Source organism: Polynucleobacter sp. MWH-UH2A, assembly GCF_018687195.1.
Taxonomy (GTDB): domain Bacteria; phylum Pseudomonadota; class Gammaproteobacteria; order Burkholderiales; family Burkholderiaceae; genus Polynucleobacter.
Window position 1 is genome coordinate 1500613 of the sequence record NZ_CP061321.1, and the last position, 23040, is coordinate 1523652.

At 44.0% G+C, this 23040-nt stretch carries 23 protein-coding genes; 8 read left to right on the plus strand and 15 right to left on the minus strand.

The genetic code is table 11. The features are described from left to right. Positions 1 to 26: 26 nt before the first annotated feature. From IC571_RS07815 to IC571_RS07830, 4 genes are all read left to right on the plus strand, one after another. Positions 27 to 1013 (plus strand): tripartite tricarboxylate transporter substrate binding protein, encoded by a 987-nt coding sequence (locus IC571_RS07815; protein ID WP_215315789.1) that lies wholly within the window; start codon positions 27 to 29, stop codon positions 1011 to 1013. Between the two features lie 66 nt (positions 1014 to 1079). Then, positions 1080 to 2072 (plus strand): tripartite tricarboxylate transporter substrate binding protein, encoded by a 993-nt coding sequence (locus IC571_RS07820; RefSeq protein ID WP_215315791.1) that lies wholly within the window; start codon positions 1080 to 1082, stop codon positions 2070 to 2072. Positions 2073 to 2087: 15 nt separating this feature from the next. After that, complete coding sequence (locus IC571_RS07825) at positions 2088 to 3719, plus strand: thiamine pyrophosphate-binding protein (protein ID WP_215315792.1); 1632 nt, start codon at positions 2088 to 2090, stop codon at positions 3717 to 3719. Further along, positions 3712 to 5139 (plus strand): FAD-binding oxidoreductase, encoded by a 1428-nt coding sequence (locus IC571_RS07830; RefSeq protein WP_251373324.1) that lies wholly within the window; start codon positions 3712 to 3714, stop codon positions 5137 to 5139. The genes IC571_RS07825 and IC571_RS07830 overlap by 8 nt, the downstream gene beginning before the upstream one ends. On the opposite strand, the gene IC571_RS07835 is transcribed toward IC571_RS07830, so the two are convergent. From IC571_RS07835 to IC571_RS07865, 7 genes are read right to left on the minus strand one after another with little or no spacing between them, the layout of a single operon-like run. Beyond that, positions 5136 to 5888 (minus strand): sulfite exporter TauE/SafE family protein, encoded by a 753-nt coding sequence (locus tag IC571_RS07835; RefSeq protein ID WP_215317872.1) that lies wholly within the window; start codon positions 5886 to 5888, stop codon positions 5136 to 5138. The two genes, IC571_RS07830 and IC571_RS07835, sit on opposite strands and share 4 nt — an antisense overlap. 1 nt (position 5889) lies before the next feature. Continuing rightward, the gene (locus IC571_RS07840) at positions 5890 to 7611 is read right to left on the minus strand and encodes an L-aspartate oxidase (RefSeq protein ID WP_215315794.1); all 1722 of its coding nucleotides are present in this window, start codon (positions 7609 to 7611) and stop codon (positions 5890 to 5892) included. Next, positions 7608 to 8219, minus strand: a complete 612-nt coding sequence (locus tag IC571_RS07845) for a fumarate hydratase C-terminal domain-containing protein (protein ID WP_215315795.1) — start codon at positions 8217 to 8219, stop codon at positions 7608 to 7610. Before IC571_RS07845 ends, IC571_RS07840 begins: the two co-directional genes overlap by 4 nt. A 9-nt stretch (positions 8220 to 8228) precedes the next feature. After that, positions 8229 to 9104, minus strand: coding sequence for a fumarate hydratase (locus tag IC571_RS07850; RefSeq protein ID WP_215315797.1), 876 nt, complete (start codon positions 9102 to 9104; stop codon positions 8229 to 8231). 10 nt (positions 9105 to 9114) lie between these two features. After that, the gene (gene sdhC / locus IC571_RS07855; protein ID WP_215315799.1) at positions 9115 to 9474 is read right to left on the minus strand and encodes a succinate dehydrogenase, cytochrome b556 subunit; all 360 of its coding nucleotides are present in this window, start codon (positions 9472 to 9474) and stop codon (positions 9115 to 9117) included. After that, on the minus strand, positions 9474 to 9818 hold the full coding sequence (locus tag IC571_RS07860; RefSeq protein ID WP_215315800.1) for a succinate dehydrogenase: 345 nt from the start codon (positions 9816 to 9818) through the stop codon (positions 9474 to 9476). The genes sdhC and IC571_RS07860 overlap by 1 nt, the downstream gene beginning before the upstream one ends. Beyond that, on the minus strand, positions 9815 to 10546 hold the full coding sequence (locus IC571_RS07865) for a succinate dehydrogenase/fumarate reductase iron-sulfur subunit (protein WP_215315802.1): 732 nt from the start codon (positions 10544 to 10546) through the stop codon (positions 9815 to 9817). Before IC571_RS07865 ends, IC571_RS07860 begins: the two co-directional genes overlap by 4 nt. A gap of 81 nt (positions 10547 to 10627) precedes the next feature. On the opposite strand from IC571_RS07865, the gene IC571_RS07870 reads away from it, so the two are divergent. After that, positions 10628 to 11509, plus strand: a complete 882-nt coding sequence (locus IC571_RS07870; protein WP_215315804.1) for a LysR family transcriptional regulator — start codon at positions 10628 to 10630, stop codon at positions 11507 to 11509. A 2-nt stretch (positions 11510 to 11511) separates the two neighbouring features. Here IC571_RS07870 and IC571_RS07875 read toward each other — a convergent pair whose 3' ends face one another. The 8 genes from IC571_RS07875 to IC571_RS07910 form a co-directional block, all read right to left on the minus strand. Then, positions 11512 to 12663 (minus strand): iron-containing alcohol dehydrogenase, encoded by a 1152-nt coding sequence (locus IC571_RS07875; protein ID WP_371742888.1) that lies wholly within the window; start codon positions 12661 to 12663, stop codon positions 11512 to 11514. After that, positions 12660 to 13667, minus strand: coding sequence for a galactitol-1-phosphate 5-dehydrogenase (locus IC571_RS07880; protein WP_215315806.1), 1008 nt, complete (start codon positions 13665 to 13667; stop codon positions 12660 to 12662). Before IC571_RS07880 ends, IC571_RS07875 begins: the two co-directional genes overlap by 4 nt. A gap of 8 nt (positions 13668 to 13675) precedes the next feature. Then, a complete protein-coding gene (locus IC571_RS07885; RefSeq protein WP_215317874.1) occupies positions 13676 to 14440 on the minus strand; it encodes an SDR family NAD(P)-dependent oxidoreductase in 765 nt (254 codons plus the stop codon). Between the two features lie 5 nt (positions 14441 to 14445). Next, positions 14446 to 15759, minus strand: coding sequence for a histidinol dehydrogenase (hisD, locus tag IC571_RS07890; RefSeq protein WP_215315807.1), 1314 nt, complete (start codon positions 15757 to 15759; stop codon positions 14446 to 14448). A gap of 83 nt (positions 15760 to 15842) precedes the next feature. Continuing rightward, on the minus strand, positions 15843 to 16907 hold the full coding sequence (locus IC571_RS07895; protein ID WP_215315808.1) for an ABC transporter substrate-binding protein: 1065 nt from the start codon (positions 16905 to 16907) through the stop codon (positions 15843 to 15845). Between the two features lie 31 nt (positions 16908 to 16938). Next, on the minus strand, positions 16939 to 17736 hold the full coding sequence (locus IC571_RS07900; RefSeq protein WP_215315809.1) for an ABC transporter ATP-binding protein: 798 nt from the start codon (positions 17734 to 17736) through the stop codon (positions 16939 to 16941). Positions 17737 to 17739: 3 nt separating this feature from the next. Continuing rightward, entirely contained in the window at positions 17740 to 18585 is an 846-nt protein-coding gene (locus IC571_RS07905; protein ID WP_251373327.1) for an ABC transporter permease, read from the minus strand. Further along, entirely contained in the window at positions 18525 to 19259 is a 735-nt protein-coding gene (locus IC571_RS07910; protein ID WP_251373329.1) for an ABC transporter permease, read from the minus strand. Before IC571_RS07910 ends, IC571_RS07905 begins: the two co-directional genes overlap by 61 nt. Positions 19260 to 19399: 140 nt before the next feature. Here IC571_RS07910 and IC571_RS07915 point away from each other — a divergent pair, with 140 nt between their 5' ends. From IC571_RS07915 to IC571_RS07925, 3 genes are all read left to right on the plus strand, one after another. Next, positions 19400 to 20446 carry a LacI family DNA-binding transcriptional regulator gene (locus tag IC571_RS07915; RefSeq protein WP_215315810.1) on the plus strand — a complete coding sequence of 349 codons (1047 nt, stop codon included), beginning with the start codon at positions 19400 to 19402 and terminating at the stop codon, positions 20444 to 20446. A gap of 81 nt (positions 20447 to 20527) precedes the next feature. After that, positions 20528 to 22357, plus strand: coding sequence for a putative nucleotidyltransferase substrate binding domain-containing protein (locus tag IC571_RS07920; RefSeq protein WP_215315811.1), 1830 nt, complete (start codon positions 20528 to 20530; stop codon positions 22355 to 22357). After that, positions 22354 to 23010 (plus strand): 3'-5' exonuclease, encoded by a 657-nt coding sequence (locus tag IC571_RS07925; RefSeq protein WP_215315812.1) that lies wholly within the window; start codon positions 22354 to 22356, stop codon positions 23008 to 23010. The genes IC571_RS07920 and IC571_RS07925 overlap by 4 nt, the downstream gene beginning before the upstream one ends. Positions 23011 to 23040: the final 30 nt, after the last annotated feature.

Sequence of the window (23040 nt, forward strand, 5' to 3'; positions counted from 1 at the left end):
AAATTAACACCTGGGAGAGCGTAGGCATGTTTAAGCAAGTTTTTCAAAACATAAGCAAATATTTTGTCTATTTTGTTGGGGTCGTTACCCTAGTTGCAACACCAATTTCATTTGCGCAAAACTGGCCAACCAAGCCAATTAAACTCGTTATTCCTTTTGCTGCAGGTGGCACCACGGATATTCTTGGTCGCTTGCTAGCACAGCAACTTTCCAAAGACTTGGGACAAAACGTGATTGTTGAAAATAAGCCAGGCGCTGGTGGCAATATTGCTGCAGAGTATGTGGCTCAATCACCTGCAGACGGCTACACTATCATGCTGGCATCTGGAAGTATGCTCACCGTAAATCCCAGTCTTTATAAGAAATTGCCGGTGAACTATGCAAAGGATTTTGTGTACATCACTAACGTAGCCAGCGGCCCAATGCTTTTATCCGTAAGCACTAAATTGCCAGTAAAAAATCTTGGTGAATTCATTGCATATGCCAAGACCAAGGATCTCAACTTTGGCTCTGCCGGCATTGGAAGCCAGGTTCATATGGCGGCAGAGAATCTAACCTACTCCGCCAATATTCCTGCAACTCACGTTCCCTATAAGGGAGAGTCTGCTGCGCTTAATGATCTTGTCGCAGGACAAATTGATTTCATGGTGGGCAATCTAACTGCAGCTACTGGCTTCGCTAAGGCAGGTCAAATCAAGCCACTGGCGGTTACTAGCTTAAAGCGCTCCAAACAATTGCCTGATGTCCCGACTGCTGCTGAATCTGGAATCCCTGGATTTGAATCTACTGGCTGGTTTGGTCTTATAGCCCCTGCTAATACGCCGAAAGCCATTACTGACAAAATCTATGCTGCTACTGTGAAAGCTGTTGGTTCAGAAGCCATGAGAAATAGTCTTGATCTCAATGGACTAACTGCGGTCGTAAACACACAGAAAGATTTTGAATCCCAAGTGAAAAATGAATCGCTCGTCTGGGAGAAGGTGATTAAAGGTCGCAATATTAGCGCGCAGTGATCGCAAAGTCGCACTCAAGGGTGCGACTTTTTATTTGCACAATTGTGAAAAACGAAGAGGGTTTTTATGAAAATATTTCAAATTCTCACACCAAGTTATTTCCTTAAAAGCATCACCATCTGTTTTTTTATTTATTTCAGCAACGCATTTGCCCAAAACTACCCCAATAAACCAATTACTATTGTTGTACCATTTAATGCCGGTGGTGATGCAGATCAGTCAGCGCGGAATCTAGCAACGGTTGCTCAAAATGTACTAAAGCAGCCGATCATTGTTGCTAATAAAAGCGGGGCTAGCGGGGCAATAGGATCGCAATTCGTCAAAGATGCAGCTCAAGATGGCTACACACTCTTAATGGCAAGGGTTGGCTCCCAATCTGTTCTGCCTGCAATGAAATCCGATCTGAATTACAAGTGGAACGATTTCACCTTCATTGGACTACTTGAACTAAATCCCGTTGTTTGCGTAGTTCATCCAGACTCACCCTACAAAACGTTTGATGATTTAACAAAGGCCATTGCTTCGCAACCTGGCAAACTCAATTACAGCTCATCTGGCCCAGGAACAATTCTTAATTTTGGGCCACAACTCATCCTTCAAACTCTTAAACTCAAACCTGATGCAGCGGTTAATATTAGCTATAAGGGTGGCTCGGAAGCTGTTGTTGCTGTACTAGCAAAAGAAGTTGACTTTAGTTGCGGCAATCTCACATCAGCATTAACTCAAATCAATAGCGGTAAATTGCGAGCTCTAGTGGTTACCACACCAGATCGCGTAAGGGATATACCATCCGTACCGACAGCCAAAGAAGTTGGCATGCCACAACTTGAAGCCATTGTTGGTTGGAGCGCCCTTTACGGGCCGCCTAAGTTGAGTCCGGATATAGTGGCTAAATGGGTAGAGGTGCTAGCTATCGCAGATAAAGATGTAAATTGGCAAGCAGGTAATGCTCGTTATGGCGGCATACCCCGAATCCTTTCGCCAACAGACACCGAAAAGTTTGCGGCTTCTCAATATGTTTCATATTCCAAACTCAGCACTCAGCTTGGAATCAAATAACTCAATAAAAAAATTATGGGCTTAAAAAATAAAAGTGGCGCTAACATATTTGTTGAAACCCTGGGATTGGCAGGCATCAACAAAATATTCACCCTTTCTGGCAACCACATCATGCCTATTTATGATGCTGTTTTTGGATCAACTATTGATTTGATTCATACACGACATGAAGCAGCCGCCGTACACATGGCAGATGCGTGGGCACGTCTTACTGGAAAAGTTGGGATAGCTCTTGTTACCGGTGGGCCAGGTCATGCAAATGCCATATCCGCTCTATATACAGCTGGCATGGCTGAATCACCAGTGATCCTTTTTTCTGGCCATGCCCCTATAGGGCAACTAGGCAAAGGTGCTTTTCAAGAAATGCATCAGGCTGATATTGCGGCACCACTTACTAAGGCTTCTTGGGTATGCGAAAAACTTGAAAATATTGCAACGGACATTGCAAAAGCAATTCGCATTGCTACATCGGGTAGGCCTGGACCAGTTCATATCAGTCTTCCTACGGATGTTCTGGAAGCGCTAGCCTCCAACGCTAACAACCTCACAATAAATTCTTTTGCTCCAGAAGCCTCCGCTATTAATTCGACTGAATTAATAGCCTTATTGAATCAGCTAAAGCAAGCAAAGAAGCCGCTAATACTTGCGGGTCCAATGATGCAATCCAAGAATGGAAGGATTGCACTTCATTCGCTAGAAGATTTTCTTGGAATTCCATGTATTGGCATGGAGAGTCCACGTGGTATTGGCGATCCAAGCCTTGGCGCATTCTCTGAAGTACTGAATCAAGCCGATTGCATATTGCTGCTCGGCAAGAAAGTAGACTTTACTTTGAAATTTGCGCAAAGCCCAGGCATCAAACCAAATTGTATTTTCCTGCAAATTGATCCCGATCAGGATGAGATTGATCGCGCTAAGAACGCTGTTGGTAGCCGACTATCTAATGTCATAAAGGCCGATATACCAACAGCTATTCAAGCCATCATGAAGCTTGATAGGAACAATCTAGCAAATCTTGAATGGAAGAACGAAGTTCAAAGCGCAATTCAATTCCGACCTAGCGCTTGGAATGCATTGCCTAAAGCCTCAAATAACATTCACCCCGTTCAAGCATTAAAACCGCTTCAGCAAATTTTAGACAGTCATCCGGATTCAGTGCTTATTAGCGATGGCGGTGAAATTGGCCAATGGGCACAAGCTTGTCTTAGCGCCCCCAATCGCGTAATTAATGGGGTTGCGGGCTCAATTGGATCTGCCTTACCTTTTGCAGTTGCTGCAAGAGTTGCAAAACCCGATGCTCCAATTATCTCAGTCATGGGTGACGGCACATTTGGATTTCATAGCGCAGAAATTGACACTGCGGTCCGCTATAAACTTCCCTTTATTTTGGTTGTTGGCAACGATGCCCGCTGGAATGCCGAGTATCAAATACAAGTTCGCGAATATGGCAAGGATAGAACGATTGGCTGTGAATTGCTTCCATCGCATTATGAAAAAGTTTGCGAGGCATTCGGTGGGCACGGTGAGCTAGTGCAACACTCCGATGGAGTACTGCCTGCAGCAAAACGAGCCCTAGAAGCCAACCTTCCCTCCTGCCTTAATATCATGATCGAAGGGCTTGCCGCACCAAACATAAAGCGTGGCTGAAGTGAATCCGCACGACAAATTCATTGAAGAATGCCAACATATTATTGGCGCCCCAAATGTATTGATCTCTGATTTTGATAAAAAGCCATTCTTAATTGATTGGAGTAAGCGCTATAGCGGAAAAGCAATAGCAGTCTTAAAGCCAAAAACCACTGAAGAAATTTCAGCTTTAGTACGACTATGTAATCAAGAAAATATTGCCATTACCCCACAAGGTGGCAACACCGGTCTATGTGGGGGCGCAACCCCAAGACCACATGCAAACTCTGTTGTTCTTAGCACTATTCGCCTAAATACCATTCGAGAGATCGATTTAGATAACGCCACCATTACTGTTGACGCCGGCACAATTCTTTCTCAGGTTCAAGAAGCAGCATTGAACGCCGGTATGCTATTCCCATTAAGTTTAGCTGCGGAGGGAAGCTGCACAATTGGAGGAAATTTAGGCACCAATGCCGGTGGTGTTCAGGTGCTGCGATATGGAAACATGCGAGATCTCACTCTAGGACTTGAGGTGGTAACTGCGAGTGGGGATATCTTGCATGGTCTGCGTGGCCTACGCAAAGACAATACTGGGTACTCTTTAAAAGATCTTTACATAGGATCAGAGGGTACGCTTGGAATAATTACAGCAGCGACACTGAAGCTCTTTCCGCTACCCCAATCAAAAGCAACGTCATTAGTTGCCATTAAAAATATTGAGTCAGCTATTAAGTTAATCGAATTGGCTCGCAAAAGATGTAACGCCGATCTCACAGCATTTGAACTCATTTCTACCCGCGCCATTGCTTTAATTGAAAGCAAGGCCAAAAATTGGGGATCCACCTTTAGCGCTAAATCCGGTTGGACGATTTTGCTAGAGTTCTCGAGCATGGAGGATTCAGAACAGAGCCGTTCTCAGCTTGAGATATTACTTACAGAGGCTTTTGAACTAGAGTTAATTGATGATGCCATTATTGCTAACTCAATCCAACAGAGCAAAGATTTATGGAGCATTAGAGAAAGCATTCCCGAAGCTCAGTTAAAACTTGGAACCATCATTAAGCACGATATATCCGTACCGATTTCAAAAATTGCTGACTTTGTTAAAGATACTGAAGTCAAAATTAATGATCGCTGGCCGGATACACAAACCATCATCTTTGGTCATGTTGGCGATGGAAATTTGCATTACAACTTAGCCCCTCTGACCGCCGATACACCCTCAACCAGCCTGGAATCAAAGCGACAGGCAATTAATGAGCTTGTTCACAATCAAGTCTACTTACACTCTGGATCTTTTTCTGCTGAACATGGCATTGGGCAAGCAAAGAGGGAAGAGCTCCCCTTAAGAAAAGATGCTATTGAGATTGATCTGATGCGTGCAATTAAAAAAGCTCTTGATCCAAAAAACCTAATGAACCCTGAAAAAATTCTTTAAGGAATTTGTCGCGCAAGTAAAGTGACGCCAGCAAAAATCAAAATTGATCCATAAGCTATCCGCATTCCCGCATTACTTAACTTGGTATGCACATGAGTTCCAAGCCAGATCCCAAGAAAAGTTGCCGGCATTAAGCAAATAGCTAACCCCATTACAGGCCAACTTAGAATCAGGCCTGTCACCAGCATCAAAGTTAGCCGTAGAAATGTCAGCATAAAAATGGCAAATGCCATGGTAGCCCGTAATGCCTTAGGATCGTTGATGCGCAAGCCTAGGTAGGAAACATAAATTGGGCCACCCGTTGCAAATAGCGCCGTAAATGTTCCGCCCAGAAATCCAAATGGAGCAGCCCACCACTTGCTAATGGGATCAACTATTTCTCGATTTCTTTGCCACAGTACTCGCGCTCCATTTAGTGCAGCAAAACATCCGAGAATAATCAAAAGGGGTTCGCTTGGGGCCTGAATCAATAAGACGATACCCAAAACCATACCAACTAAACTAAAAGGGAATAACCACTTTAGCTCTTTGAGATTGGCATCCTTTGAGGATTTTTTTCCAACATATAAGGAAGCACAAATATCGACAATCACCATCATTGGTACTACAGACTTCAATGGATACATCTGCACCAGTAATGGGACTGCAACAATGGATGAGCCAAACCCTGAAATGCCAAAAATAAAGTAAGCGCCAAAAATTATTAGCGTCGCTAATACAAAGTGGACGGGATCAATTAATTCAAAAATATTATGTCTCTACTAATATTGTTTGGCCTGGCTTAATCATCGTAAATTGAACCGGCTGATTTTGAATGCTCAATCTGTCTTGACTCAGGTTTACGGCAGTGTAATACGAATCCTCTAGCGAGCCTGGCTCGGGGAAATCATCGCGATAGTGAGCCCCACGAGAATTCTCTCTGGATAAAGCGGCTTCAGTTACGGCCTGACTAACCAAAATCAAATTCTGCAAATTCATCCAGTCCTGCCAGGTATTACTGTACTCGCGCTGAATATTACCAACACCCATTTGTTTCAACTGAGATGCCAGCTCTTGAAGGCGCTGACGTGCGCGCAATAAGCTGTCTTTTGTTCTTGAAATACCGACCTCATCCCACATACACTCTGCTAATGCATCGCGAATCAGCTCGATATCTCCAGCCTCCTTCTTTAGGGGCTCTTCATGCAGACGAATACTAGCGGCCACTTCATCCAAATCGCATTCGCGTAATTCTTGCGAACTAACCCACTGTGCCATTGACTCGCCAGCTATGCCTCCAAATACAGTTGAGTTTGCAACCCCATTTCCACCCAGACGATTAGCGCCATGCACTCCACCGGTATCTTCACCAGCTGCAAACAGCCCAGGAAGATCTGTGCTGCAATCCTTTTTGAAAACTAAACCGCCCATCATGTAATGGGCTGTGGGCACCACTTCCACCAAGTTATTAGCTAGGTCGAAGCCGCTATCTGCGCATCGTTCTACCATTCCCTTAAATTGCTTACGAACATTCTCTGGGCCTAAATGACTCATTTGGATATAAACACCGCCATTCGGAGTGGCACGCCCAGCGCGAATCTCTGAATTAATCGATCTTGAAACAATATCTCTTGTGGCGCGTTCATTACGTGGATCGTAGTTACCCATGAAGCGCTCTTTATTTCCATTCAAGAGATACCCACCTGCACCACGCAAACCTTCTTCCAGCACTGTGCCTGTCATGCGAGTGCCGGGACCAGCCAATAAGCCGGTTGGATGAAACTGAACCATTTCCATATCGCGCAAAGTTAAACCTGCACGCAATGCCATCGCCAAGCCATCGCAACTCTTATCCCCAGATGGCGTGTGATACCTGTACATCGTTGGTCCGCCACCAGTTGCCAGTAATACTGCTTTGGCACGGACTAATACAAATTGCCCAGTTTGCATATCGAGCATCAAAACGCCCGCAAGCGCTTTGCCATCTTTGCTATGTATCAACTCAATAGCACGATGCTCTTCGAGACGATGAATCCCTCTTGACCAAACCTGCTCAGCAAGGCGATTAATAATTTCAATTCCAGTTAAATCACCTTTATGCACAGTGCGATCAAAGGTCTGCCCTGCAAATGCCTTTTGATGAACAGTACCATCAGGATTGCGGTCAAAAAAGCATCCCAATTCATTCTCTAGCTCATGAATACGTTCAACCGCCTTGCTGACCAATGTCCAGGCGAGCTCCTGATTGGACAACCACTTGCCACCTTCAATCGTATCCATAAAATGGCGCTCAACAGAATCGCCTTCAGCAAGTGCGACGTTATATCCACCCTGAACCATGCGGGTACAACCACACTTACCCAACAATCCCTTTACCGCAATGGTGATATCTAATTGTGGGTTTGCCTGATGAGCGTGTAACGCCGCAAATAATCCTGCGCCACCCGATCCTAGAATCAAAATATCGGTATCAATGGTTGGAATGCTGCTCATGAATGAATTCCCAAGCTCTTCAGAACAGCATCCTTGTTGCGCGCTACATCCCCTTTGACTTCTTGATAAATACTGCCACCATGACTATCCATTGCCACTAACAGCGGCCCAAAGTCTTTGATCTTGAAACGCCACAGGGACTCAGGATTGAGATCATCCATGTCCACATCCTCAATTTGCTCGATCCAGGTAGTTTCCAAAGCCGCAGTGCCGCCAATAATGGCGAGATAGACGCCGCCTAACTCTTGAAAAGCTTGAGAAGAACCCTCACGCATACCACCCTTGCCAACAATCATGCGTACGCCATTTTGCGTCATCAGGGGTTTAGTAAAGCGTTCCATGCGATCTGATGTAGTCGTACCAATACAGATAGGTTGATAGCCTGCAGGAAACTCTGAATTCACAGGAACCTTACGCACATTCGGTGCAGTATGAATTACGGCATGACCATTCAAATCAAAGCGGGTCTTACGACCGTGATCAAACATATGAATTTGAGTTGCATCACGAATGCCAAAGAGCGTATTTTGCAGAGTAACCGTATCGTTAATACGAAGTTTACGAATATCTTCTTCACTCACAGGAGTTGGGAGGTTGTAATGAGCCATAGCCTCTTTCTAAAAACCGAAATTGACACCAGAAGGTGTAATCGTCGCACGTGCTCTACGAGCAGAATGGCATTGCATATTGACTGCCACTGGATTTAAGGTGATGTGGGTATGAGCCAACTCGACATGGACAGCAAAGGCAGTACCATCGCCGCCCAATCCCTGAGGACCAATCCCTAATTTATTTACAGCGGCACTTAACTCTCTCTCAAGCTTGGCACCTTCCTCGTCAGAACATGTACTACCCAAAGCACGAGTCGCAGCACGCTTTGCCATTGCGACACATTGATCAGATGTTCCACCAATACCAACTCCCACGATGGTTGGTGGGCAAGTCTTACCGCCAGCAGATACAACACTTTCAATAACAAATGCCTTGACCCCACTAATACCATCAGCAGGAATTGCCATTTTTAAAAAGGAATTGTTCTCTGAGCCACTTCCTTTTGGCACCATCTCAATTTCTACCGATTCCACATCATCACAAAAATCAATATGAATTGCAGGCATATCAATACCGCATGAGGTGTGATTATTTTTACGTGTAATAGGATGAACTACGGAAGATCTCAATGGGTACTCTTTAGTAGCACGCTCACAACCCTTACGAATAGCCGCTTTTAAAGCCATTCCATCAAATTGAACATTGCTACCAATTTTTACGTTATAGATCGGCAGGCCAGTATCTTGGCAGAGAAGATTATCTTCACGCTCTGCAACTGAGATATTCGTAATCATGGTTTTCAAAACAACCTGCGCTCGCTTATCCGTTTCAGACTTGTCGAGCTGATCAATGCCGGCTTTGATGTCATCAGGAAGTATTTTTAAGGCTCGAATGTAAAGCTCTTTACAAGCCTCTTCAACCAAATTCATTTGTAACTGCATATCAACCTAATTAGTTAGCTAAAGATAAAAATAGAAGTCCGCATGCGATAGCAAACAAGATAGAAACCTGAATCCACCCTTTACGCAAACCATGCCATGGTCCAAATTCAATCATGAGCAGACGAACACCGCCAGCCAAATGAATCGCAAGCAGAATGACAAGCGTCCACTCCCCAAACTTAAACACCCAAAAATCAGTCAAACCAAGAGATTTCTGAAATCCCTCCGCACCCCTCAATGATTGTGACAACATCAAAAAATGCAAGGGAATAAAGCAGGCTAAAACTAAGCCTGAGAATCGGTGACAAGCATAGGCAAAATAAGACAAGTGGCGCTTTGCCCGAATATCCAGCTTTGGTCTAGATCTCATCAAACGCCCCCTGTGAATACACCACAGACCGCTACTGTGCCCAAGACCAATATTAAGATCGCCAACAAAGTTGAGATCGGCTTTGCCAATCCGCTATTGGGAAAGGTTTCCTGAAGAATATTTGCAACACCTATAGGCGCATGCACAAAACAGGCGAGCACAAAAGTCTCATAAAAAATTGCAAGCCCGATGTTTCCCTGGGTGCGCCCCAAAATCTCTTGTGCGCTCAACCCGCCTCGTATCGCATAAAAAATGATTAGCAAATGAATAGCGACGCAGATACCAAGAACCATAGCGCTAATTCGTTGCGCATACCAAAGCTTTGCCTGCAGTACGCCACTCATAACTTACCCCACTTACTACCACGTACAGCCGATTTTGCAATTAATTTTTTCAACCCAGCAATGCTTGCTGTTGGCTCAATCGCCTTAGGACAACGGTCAGTACAGGATCCTTGGGTATGGCATGCGTGACAACCTGCATCACCCGCAACAGCACGCATCCGCTCAATCTGCTGCGTATCCCGAATATCATTCGCCAGAGTCCATGCGCGGTTAAGGGCAGCGGGACCAAGATAGTTTGGTCTAGCTTCAACTACTTCACAGGAAGCATAACAAACACCGCAACCAATGCACTCTATTCCAGCATTTGCCAATTGACGCTCTTTAGAATCTGGCTCAACTTTTGCAAAATCATCATGCCGTGTTTGATTGCCCTTAAAAAACCCAACTGCGCCCTTCCATTTATTGAAGAACTCACGCATATCCGTTGCAAGGTCTTTAATAACTGGCAGGTTATTCAACGGCGCTATTTCTAGAGCGTCTCCTTCCACAATTTGAGATACGTGGGTTCTGCAAGTCCATCGCGCAACACCATTAACCGTCATTGCGCATGAACCACACATGCCGACGCGACAGGCAAAGCGATAGCTCAGCGTTGAATCTAGTTTGCGCTGGATATAGGTGACCACATCCAAAACCGTTTGATTTGGGTTACGCGGCACCAAATACTCGACGAATTCGCCCTCTTGCCCGCCGCGCCAGACTTTTACTTTGAGATCTGCATTTGACATAGCCCCATTATATTGGTGGAATGTAAAAAATAAATCGAATATATTTTTCTTTGAGATAAATTATTTATTTATAATCGCTATATGTCTAGCATCCGAATCCTCAAAAACTTCCTAGTGATTGCACGCCACAAGAGCGTTGCCGCAGCCTCACGTGAAATTGGGCTCACGCCGGCAGCTGCTGGCCAACAAATTCAGCAGCTTGAGGAAGAAATCGGACTGGAGCTTTTTGATCGCACTAAACGCTCACTTAACTTAAATACGAGTGGTAGGTCCCTGATTGAACCTATCCAAGAAATCATTGCACGATATGAAGCACTTGGCTCAAACTTAAAATCCGACTTAAGCGGCACCATTGTGATTGGAGCGCTTGTCTCATCACTTATGGGTGCGTTCGGCAAAACATTGAATGAGCTAAAGCTACGCTACCCTGATCTAGAGATCAAATTATTAGCAGGTCTTTCAAGTAACTTTTTAGACCAAGTCTTAGAAGGCAGCATAGATGGAGCGATTGTTACGGAATCACCATTCACCCTACCCCAAAATATCCAGTGGACAGAGCTCTATAGGGAACCGATGATATTGATTACCCCTGCTCTAGAAACAAAGAAAGCTACAAAACCTTCCCCCTCAAAGCTCAAGCTACCATTCATTCGATTCGAACGAAACACCTGGACTGGTCATTTGGTCGATCAAACTATTAAAGCAAACAAATTACCCATAGAAGAAAGTATGGAGCTCAATTCAGTTGAGGCAATTATTGAACTAGTTAGACAGGGGATTGGCTATTCAATCGTTCCTAAGCTAGCCAACATCTCATGGGAAACTGACCGGCAACTTGCCATTCAGAAACTACCTGGCAAAACAATTTATAGAAAAGTTGGTTTGTTGGAGCGCAAAAAACATGGTCGACAAAAAATTACCGACGCAATAAAACAGCACTTTCTATCCCAAATACCCAAATAAACTCACAACACCTCAGAGTAGATTTCGAATGCATTCTGACGAGTGATCTCTCTTGGACTATTCATTAATAAACGGGTTTGCAACATTGCGTCATCAGCCAATTGATTTAGATTGGATTCCGCAATACCAACCTCACTTAAACGCTGAGGCAAACCCAATACTCCAGGCAAATCAGCCAAATAATCTACCAATTGAGATGCTCGCTCAATAGCACTTCCAGAGGCATTGGGGACTACTATCTCTCCAAGCTCTGAATACATCGAGTGCGCAATCTCCAGATTGAATCGCATTACAGGGGCTAGCACCAAGGAGTTTGACAAACCATGTGGTACATGAAATCTTGCGCCAATCGGATAGGCTAAAGCATGAACTCCAGCAACTGGAGCGTTTGTAAACGCCATACCCGCAAGGCAAGCTCCGAGCAACATATTTTCTCTAGCAACGATATTGTCACCAGAAAAAACTGCCTCATGAAGGTTGCTCGATAGCAAACGAAGCGCCTCTTTTGCAAGACAATCAGAGACTGGATTTTTTAAGTGCTTTGTTGTGAACGCTTCAATAGCATGCACCATGGCATCAACACCAGTTGCCGCCGTAACATGAGGAGGAAGTCCAAGAGTTAACTCGGCGTCTAGCAGCGCAATATCAGGTAGCAAAACAGGCGAAAGAACACCTTTTTTCTCACTTTCGCTCACTGTCACAACCGAGCTTTTCGTCACTTCTGACCCAGTGCCAGCGGTAGTTGGAACCAAGATTAAAGGTAATCGAGGACCAGAAACTTGATCAATTCCATAAATATCCTCAAGCTTCTCTTTGCCCAAAGCAAGTAATGCAACCAGCTTTGCAACATCCATAGAGCTTCCGCCACCAAAGCCAACAATATAGTCAGACTTATATTTCTGCGCCGTCTCGATAGCTTTTTCAATCACAGGAACTGGTGGATCCGCTTGCACATCAGAAAATATTTCTAGCCTGATATTTAGCGATTTAAATTGAGGCGTAACGGCGTCCAATAAACCCGCCGCTATAACCCCAGGATCTGTAACGATGAGTACTGAACTACCTCCTCTTTCGCCAATTATTTTCGCAAGCTGCGATGAACCGCCGCGTTCAACCAAAATTGAGTTTGTTGAATAAAAATTAAATTTCATCATTCAAATGGTTTAAGTAAAACTTTGGCAGAAGCTGTTTTTCCAGCATGTAGATCACTAAACGCCTTTGGGCCTTCATCAAGCGAGCGCTTTTCAACCCATGATAAATCTCCAAACGCCTTGCGACCCAATAGATTTACCGTAGCTTGCAGGTCAACTGTTGAATACGTGTAAGTACCCAACAAGGTAATTTCTGCGAGCGTTAACTTTCTCATATCAATTTCACTAGCCCAATCTTGCAACCCCACGTGCATAATCACACCACCAGGCTTAATAGAGGCCAAGGCCGCATTACGAGTTGGAACTGCGCCCACGCAATCCATTACGAAATCATAGGCATTTTCATCGGATTTCTCCTCTAATGGATTGAAGGTCTTGCAGCCAACATGTCGCTCAATTGCTGACCTTCTCAAAGCATTTACTTCAGCCAAATGAATGTCATCGACTCCATAATGCTTCAGCAATAATGCAGCCAACATTCCAATTGCACCCCCACCGAGTATGAGTACTCGACACTCTTGAATTGGTCGCTGTAATGCCCGCATAGATAAATTAATTGCGTGTACTGCAGTTGCAGCAGGCTCTGTTATCGCCGCATCATCAAGACTTAAAGTGTCTGGGATGGGTATTAAAGAATTAGCAGGAATACTCATGTACTCTGCAAATGCGCCTGGTCGCGTCATGCCAACCATAGTACGATTCGCGCACAAATTATTTCTGCCTTGCAAACAGTATTCACAGTGACCACACGTAATAAGGGGATTACCCGTTACTCTTTGCCCTTTGTGAAATAAAGGCGAATTTACATCAGCTACAGTCCCAGAGAATTCATGCCCCAATACCAATCCAGGCTTTCTTCTGGGGTCGTGTCCATGATATGCATGCATATCACTCCCACAAATACCAACAGATTCAATTTTCAAGATCACTTCACCTTGCTCCAAAGATGGATAAGGTCTATCTTGGATTTGCATCTCATTTGGCCGTGTATAAATCAACGCTTTCATAAAATTCCTTATGTTGCCGTATATCCACCATCAAGCATGATGGTTTGACCGGTGATATAGGATGATGCGTCGCTAGCTAAAAAAATGGCTAGCCCATAAATATCTTTAATTTCACCATTGCGCCCTATTGCGGTTCTATTAGCATGCATCTTTACTAATTCGGGATCACCAAAAACAGGCGCAGTCAAAGCGGTAGGGAAAAATCCGGGTCCAATTGCATTACAAGTAATGCCGTAGCGTGACCATTCTTGAGCAATCGCTCTAGTAAGCTGCACTATCCCGCCCTTTGAAGCCCCATAAGGAGCGCTATTCGCAAAAGCTCGATAACTCTGTAGTGAGGCGATATTGATAACCCGCCCCCATTGACGCGACTTCATTTGAGGCGCAAGTGCTTGAGTTAAAAAAAAGGGTGCGCCCAACTGAACGTGCAATTGCTCATCCCAAGATTGAGGCGTTACTTCACCAAATGGCTCTCGTAAATTAATACCAGCTGCGTTAACCAAAATATCAACGCGACCGTATTTCTCCGATACTTTTTCTGCGAGGCTTGAGGCTTGATCGAGATCACTCAGATTTGCTGAAAATGTACTCACTTCCACGCCTTGCTTAAGTAATCTTGATGCTGCGTCATTGAGCTGACTTTCCTTGCGAGAGGCAATGGCTACGTTAGCCCCAGCTTTAGCTAGCGCAAATGCAATACCCTCTCCAAGACCACTACTACCGCCAGTAACTAACGCTACCTTGTCTTGTAAATTAAAAAGCTCACCAATCATTTCATTCAAACCTCAACAGGCATTCCAAGATTAAATTTCTCACCCGGAAAGTATTTTTCAAGACGATCGTCTGCGGTGCGGGCATGGGCCTCCATTCCCTCAAGACGACTAATTCTTGCGGTAACTAATGCCATTTCTTTGCTACCTTCTCTGGTCATCTTTTGCCATGTTAGCGTTTTCATAAACTTATGCACGGATAGCCCACCTGAATATCGTGCTGCTCCCTTAGTAGGTAGAACATGATTAGGGCCACTTGTTTTATCGCCAAACGCAACCGTAGTTTCTTCACCTAAAAACAAGGATCCGTAGCATGTCAAATTACTTAACCACCAATCCAAGTCTTTTGCGTGGACCTCTAGATGTTCGCTTGCATATTGATCAGAAATCCTGACGACCTCTTCTCGAGAGTCGCACAGAATCACCTCCCCATAATCCCGCCAAGCACATGCTGCAGCATCCTTTGCCGTAGGTGGAAGTAAATCAATTAACTTTGGCACTAACTGCATTACTTCTTTAGCCAACTCCTCAGAGCTTGTAAAAAGCCATGCAGGAGATTCATGTCCATGCTCTGCTTGCCCTACTAAATCACTAGCAACAATCTTTGGGTCGGCCGTCTCATCAGCAATGACAGCAATTTCAGATGGCCCAGCAAAGACGTCAATTCCGACCTTGCCGAAAAGCGATCTCTTGGCTTCTGCAACAAACTTATTACCAGGCCCAACTACAACATCAGCTGGCTTACCCGTAAAAAGTCCATAGGCCATTGAAGCGATGGCCTGAACGCCACCCAAGGTCATAATGACATCCGCGCCAGCCGCCTTAAAGGCATATAAAACATATGGATGTATGCCTCCACCACGAAATGGGCTTGAGCACGCAATAATATTTTTAACTCCTGCTGCCTTTGCAGTAGCAACAGTCATATAAGCAGAAGCGATGTGAGCATACCTACCTGACGGGGCATAACATCCAACCACATTTACTGGTAATACTTTTTGACCGGCAGTAACCCCTGCATGCAGGGTTGTTGAGAAATCGCTAATACTATTTTTCTGAGCAACAGCAAAGTCATAAACTTGCTTAACGGCAAAATCGATATCTTTTTTCACCACATCAGGCACATCAGCCAAGATTGCATTAATTGCTTGATCCGACATAACAATATCGCCTGACCAATTATCCAGCTTTGAGGCATATTCTCTAACAGCTGACTCACCATTTTTTTCGATATTCGCAAGCATTTCCGCAACCACCTTCTGAGCCGTCGATGTTTCGGTCTCCGGATTTTTGGTCGCCTTTTTTAAATAATGTAATGACATATCTCGAACCTTTATGTAAGCGCTTACAGATTACTTCTAAAAAAGTGGGGTATCCCCACCTTTTTAGACTTTCGCAGTTAAATTTATTTTGTGCTGTTTGCAAATTCCCGCAATTTCTTATCGGCATTTACCATCTTCACAAACTCATCGGTAATGTATTCATTAGCAGGTGGAATTGCCTGGATTGCGCCAGTTGACTGCATAAATGCAGCTATGGCATTAAACCATCCATCAACCTGTGATGGGCCTTTAGAGTTGTCCATAATTTTTAACTCTGATGCCAGATCAAATGTTGGGCGAGTATCAAACTCTTTTTTCATAGAGGCTTCTGAAATCGTGACACCACCTTGCTCGTAAAACTTCTTCATCATGGCAATTGCTTGAGGTTTATTTGCATTCATCCACTTCCATGTACGCAAATAAATGGCAAGGAATTTAGCCACATTTTGTGGATTTTCTTTCGCATAGTCACCACGCACAATTAAGGCTCCAGGAACATACGCACCACCATCCTTACCAGAGCAAATGACTTTTGCCCCCGCCTTCTCTTCTAAGGTGTAAATGTTTGGGGCCCAAAGACCGCCAAAATCTGCATTACCAGAGGACATGGCAGAAATAATTTCGCCCTGCCCCATATTCTTGATCACTACATCAGACTTAGACAATCCATACTTTTTAAGGCATGACTGAACTGCATAATCACCAGTTGAGTTGCCGGTAAGAACAATTGTCTGCCCCTTAATAGACTGAGGGTTTGCAGCAAAAGCTTCTGCCGCCTTTGGAGTGGCTAGTAAGGCATTTCCAGCAGACTCATCATTACTCAAACCAATCGTTTTAATTCCGAAGCGAACATAACCCAGTACTGCAGGAACTGAACCTGTGCCACCCACATCCCAAGACTTTGATGCAGATGCTGCGATCTGCGGAACGCCTGCCGGGAATGTACTGAACTCTGGCTTCAAGCCTAACTCACCCCACCAACCCTTTTCAGTTGCCACAAAAAACGGAAGAGCCCAATACAAAGCAGGCTGATAACTCACCTTGATCTCCGTCAGCGCAGGCTTTGCTTGCGCCTGAACTTGCCCAATGCTGACTGCCGATAAAACTGTTGCTCCTAAGATGCTTGCTAATGTTTTTTTGAATTTCATTTTTATCTCCCCAATACATTACAAAAGTAAATCAATGATCAACGCCAAGGTTTTGCTCTCTAAGCAATTTCCATATATGACTACGCAACTGCACAAATGAATTTAAATCCATCACATCCTCAATGCGAGAATGCTGATCCCAGCCCTCTTTCTCTCGAATAGGCTTAATTTCTATGACATCCCTTATTAAACCCGGTCTTCTTGACATTACTACCACTCGATCAGCCAAATAAACGGCCTCTTCAACTGCATGGGTAATAAAGAGCACAGTTTTTGGATTTTTGCGAGCCAGCCTAACAAGCTCTTCCTGCATCACCACTCGAGTTTGAGCATCAAGCGCTCCAAAGGGCTCATCCATTAATAACACTTCTGGATCTAATACATATGCTCGAGCAATTGCTACCCGTTGCTGCATTCCACCTGAAAGTTGATGGGGATAAGCATGCTCATATCCCTGCAAACCCATTAAATCAATTAAGCGAGCGGTCTTTTCAGCTTTTTTCGACGCATCGATATTCATCGACTTCAATCCAAACTCAATATTTTGCTGAACCGTTTTCCAAGGAAATAGTGCAAATTGTTGAAACACAACTGCTCGATCTGGGCCAGGGCCCTTAACCTCTTTTCCACCTACCAATACATGTCCTTTAGTGGGCATTTCTAGACCAGCCACCATCCGCATGCAAGTTGTCTTGCCGCAACCAGATGGGCCAACAATAGCCACAAACTCCTTATCCCGCACAGTCAAATTGATACCACCTACAGCAAGAAATTCTTTTCCTCCTTGCTTAAAACTTCGCTGCACCGAATCAAAAACAATATCTGCCATAACTTATATTTCTTTATAGTGAACAGCAACTTTTTCAAATTGCCTTAACAGAACATCTATCAACAAACCAATTAATCCAATCGCAATCATTCCACTCATCACAATATCGGTTTGAATGCTGGCTTGTCCTTTCACCATCATGTAACCAACACCACTCGAAGCAACAATTAATTCAGCACCAACCAAAGATTGCCAACCCAATCCAGCAGAAATACGAAGCCCCGCAACAATTGATGGTATTGCCGCTGGGAATAAGACCTCAGCCATCAATCGCAGCTTGCCAGCACCCAACATTCTTGCAGCCTCAAGATACTTCTTATCAACGTGAATTGCTCCACGATAGGTATTAATAAGAACTGGTGGGAAAGCGCCCATAAAAATGACTAAAACTGGACCCCCAATACCGGTTCCAAACCATAAAGCAGCAAATGGGACCCAAGCAATTGGAGCAACAAATCGAATGCTCTCAAAAAATGGGGTGAACAATTGGTTTGCGAATCGAGAAAGCGCCATCAACAAACCCAAAGGAACGCCAATCAATACAGCCAAAACAAAGCCAAACAGAAAACGTTGAAAACTGGATGCGATATGAGTTAACAAGGTATAGCCAGAAAATGGTTCACTCATTAGCCGAATGAATTTCATAAATACCTCATGCGGCTCTGGAAGAAATTGCTTGGGCACAAAACCCAAAATGACTGCCATGTACCAGAATCCAATAAATGCAAAAATTCCAAAACTGGTCCAAACCAAATATTCGTCTTTTTTTAGAGCATCATGGGGCATAGTCACGATCTCCAGGGCATTGCGTAACGCTCTGCCTTTGCCAATATCTGCGTCATGAGCCACCCAGATATGGCCACACTAATCATGCCAACCAAAATCATCGCAGGATTAATATCTTGCGCCGCCTGATTCAAAATAGAACCGAGACCTAAAGTTGCCCCCACCAATTCTGCAGCAACTAGCGTAGTCCAAGACGCCTGCAAGGATAGCCTGAGACCGGTAAATATCAAGGGCATAGCCCCTGGTATCAAGACTTCACTGTAATACGTCAAGCGATCAATTCCCAACATTGCCGCCGCCTCTCTTTGAGGCGCTTCAATCGATTTAATACCGGTAAAAGTATTGATCACTGCTGGCACGAAGGCTGCAACATAAATTACCATTACCTTGGCAGAATTTCCCAATCCTAACCAGACGATAGCCAATGGAATCCATGCTAATGGTGGAATGGGTCGCAATGTTAAAAATATGGGGTTTACAAAAGCCTCTATCTTTTTATTGGCACCCATCAAAATGCCAGTCAAAATACCAAGCGAAGAGGAAACAAGAAAGCCCATTGTTACCAAAACAATACTTTGAAAAATATGCTGGTGTAGCTTGCCATTGCCATATCCTTGTATGGCAATAATTTTTAAAGAATTCCATGTTTCTACAGGCGTAGGAAACTTAGCGCTTGATATCGCCCCACTCCACTCGGTTAAACCGAACCAGGTGAGCAATAAAACTGCGCAGAACAAAAAGAAAGATAAAATCTTGCTAAAAATTTCTAATTCCTTATAGAATGACAGAAAATGTAAGCGCTTTCATTCTAACCATAATTCCTTAAATAATTCATTACGAAACTTGTAAATTGACTAGGGCTTTCCCTTAGGCTTAGATGAAAAAAAATATTGGAACTATCACCATTGACCATGTTGCAACCGCAGCAAAAGTGTCAACTGCAACTGTTTCGCGGGCCTTAAATAAACCCGAAAGCGTTAGTACAGAGCTCAAAGAAAAAATTTATGGGGTTATTAAGAAATTAGGGTACATCCCAAATGCAGGAGCTCGTTCGCTGGTGCTCAAGCGCTCAGGAACAATAGGAGCGATTGTTCCAACTTTAGACAACGCCATCTTTTCTCAAGGTTTAGCTGAATTTCAAAAACAACTTAATCAGTCCGGCCATCAATTACTCGTCGCCAGTAGTAATTACGATCCAGAAATTGAAGCCAATCAAATCAATAATCTATTGGCAAGAGGTGTCGAGGGTATCGCCCTCTTTGGTACAAGCCAGCAGCGAGACGCTCTTAAGCTTTTAAAAAATCGAGGTATCCCCTATATTCATATAGGATCCTTAAATACCCCATTTAATGGGTATGCCTCAGGCTTTGACAATCACGAGGCAATAAAACTTGGGGTTAGACATCTACTCTCGCTAGGTCATCAGCATTTTGGAATACTAGCGGGAATTACTAGTCATAACGATCGAGCAAAAGATCGGGTTGAAGGAATTATTGATGCGTTAATGGAGAAAAAAATACATATCAAAGATGATGTCATTGTTGAATGCCCATATACCCTTCACGATGCTCGCCTTGGATTAAAAAAACTGCTCCTCAATAACCCTAAAATTACGGCCATTATTTGCGGGCAAGACGTACTAGCAATAGGAGCCTTGCTGGAAGCACAAAAACAAGGATTAAAAATTCCAGCAGATCTCTCCATTATCGGCTTTGACGACCTCGAGATTTCACGTCACATGATGCCAAGTCTAACTACCATCCACATTGATGCAGTCGGAATGTGGGCTCAAGCAGCGAATCATCTCGTTTCTCAAATTAAAGGTGTATCGAGCCTTCCCAAAAAAATTAAAGCCAACGTCAATTTAGTCATTCGAGAATCAAGCTCGGCGGTGTCATTGCCTAAAGCAAAAAAACGTTCATAAAAGTGATTGTCTGCGAATTGTTAGTGCCCTAAGGGATGACCCCTTCTTCACAGGGTGCCCCCAAAGAAATAGAATAGAGCAATGCCTAATGCCTTTAATTTCTCAGCCTCTCCATTTGATTGCCTAAATAGCCAAGAGCAAGAACTCGTCAGAAATAGTGTTGATATAGCCTATTTCAAGGAAGGTGAGATTATTCTCGATGTTGGCTCGACACCAACTCACCTATTTATTCCTATTAAAGGTTATGTACGCCAACTAGAGAGTGGTGAAGAAGTAGCCGTATACGGTCCTGATGATTGTTTTGATGGACGTGGACTTATTGCGGGTAAAGTTTCAAGCCAATTCATCGCTTCTGAAGAGGTGGTCAGCTATCAACTGGCGAAGTCTGCTGTTACTGAACTCATTTCTACCAATGCAACGTTTGGTGCACTGCTATTTGCCGATCTTTCTAAAAAGCTAAACGCTCTAGCCGAAAGAAGTAGTCAATATGAAATCAACTCCCTAAGCCTTGCACAAGTTAGTCAAGCATTTCTGAGGGAAATACATACAGTAGATTTTGATACCAGTCTATTGAATGTTGTGAAAATTTTCAGCGAGAAGCGCACCAACAATGTTTTGGTTCGAGATTCCTCTCAAGGTGGTCAGGGGCTAGGAATATTTACTACAACAAACCTACAGCGTGCAATTCTGGCTAATTTACCTCTTGAGTCAACGCCGGTTGGCCCACATAGCAATTACAAGCTGATTACTGTTCAAGCCAACAATCATTTGTACGAAGCTCTAGCCATCATGATTCGCTACTCAGTTCATCGTGTCATCGTGATGGATGAGGGTCATCCCATTGGCACACTTGAACAGGTGGATCTATTAAGCTTTATTGCCAACAGCTCCTCCCTGGTAGTTCAGCGAATCCTTAACGCTAATTCATTAGATGACTTAAAAGAGGCTGCCAATCAGATTACAAGCCTTATTACCCTACTGCATCGAAATGGCACTAAGGTAGCCATGATTGGTCGCTTAGTGCAAGAGCTAAACGCTAAGCTTTTTGAAAAAACTTGGTCTTTAATAGCTAGTCCCGCCTTACAGAAAAATAGCTGCCTATTTGTCATGGGCAGCGAAGGTCGAGGCGAGCAGATTCTGAAAACGGATCAAGATAATGGCTTGATCATTGCCAATGATTACAAAATCAATGCAGAAGTTGTTAGCGCCTGCGATCAATTTTCTGCAGCATTAATTCAGTTTGGATATCCAGAGTGTCCAGGAAAGATTATGGTTAATAACCCTGCCTGGAGAATGTCAGAAAAAGACTTTACCGAAATGGCGAAGCACTGGCTACTAGAGCCAACACCTGACAGCCTCATGAATTTGGCTATCTTCTTGGACTCCCATGCCATTAGCGGCAATTCATCACTTCTAGAGAGTGTGAAGCAGAATCTCTTTAATTTAGCTACCGATAATCAATTCTTAATGGCGCGCTTTGCTGCCGCCATCGAGAGTTTTACATCTGAAGTAGGCTGGTGGAATCGCTTGCTGACACTCGGTACTGACACCTCTGATAACCGTATCAATCTCAAGAAAGCAGGAATCTTTGCCATCACACACGGGATTCGTTCTCTAGCCCTAGAAAATCATATTCGCGCAAACTCCACAGCAGAGCGAGTACGGGAACTGATCCAGATGCACAAAATTCCTCAAGATCTTGGCAACGAAGTAGTGGAATCCTTGCATCTATTAATGGAGCTCAGATTGAAGAGTGGTATTGCTGAACTAGAAACAGGCAAATCAGTTTCTGGTGAGATTGATATTAGTCGCCTGTCAACTCTTGAGCGCGACCTCCTGAAAGACAGCTTAAGCGTAGTAAAGCGCTTCAAACAATATTTACGCCAACACTTTCATCTTGAATTTGCATGAGCCTGCTCCTTCCTGGGTTCATACAAAAGCTGTATCGCTCTATCTGGCGTGAGTGGCTCATCTATCACCTGGGAGATGAGCGCTATAAATTCATGTTTGATAAACCCCCTACTAATGAGTGGGTAGTGATTGACTGCGAGACCACGGGGTTAAATATTGCCAAGGATCAGGTCATATCGATTGGCGCCGTCAAAATCGTAGGCAATAAGATCATGACCAGTGAACGTCTTGAAATCTTAGTGAAGCCTGATAAAGAAGTATCTGCAGAAAGCGTCAAAATTCATCGACTTCGAGAACTCGATGTCGCAAATGGCTTGGATCCTGAAATCGCAGCAGCCAAGCTCATGCAATTTATCGGTAATCGACCCATTGTGGGGTATTACCTTGAATTTGACTTGGGCATGCTGCACAAAGTCATCTGGCCTATGCTAGGACAAGGTCTTCCTCAAGAAAAGATTGAAGTTTCGGAAATGTACTATGAGTACAAAAATGCCAAGCTACCGCCAAATCAACGTGGCCAAATGATTGATTTACGTTTTGATACCTTAATGAAAGATCTTGGCCTGCCAACACGCGAGGCGCATGATGCAATGAATGATGCTGTCATGACGGGAATGGCATTTATCAAACTACGAGAATTGCTCTGCAAATAAAAAACCAGGATTGCTCCTGGTTTTTTATTT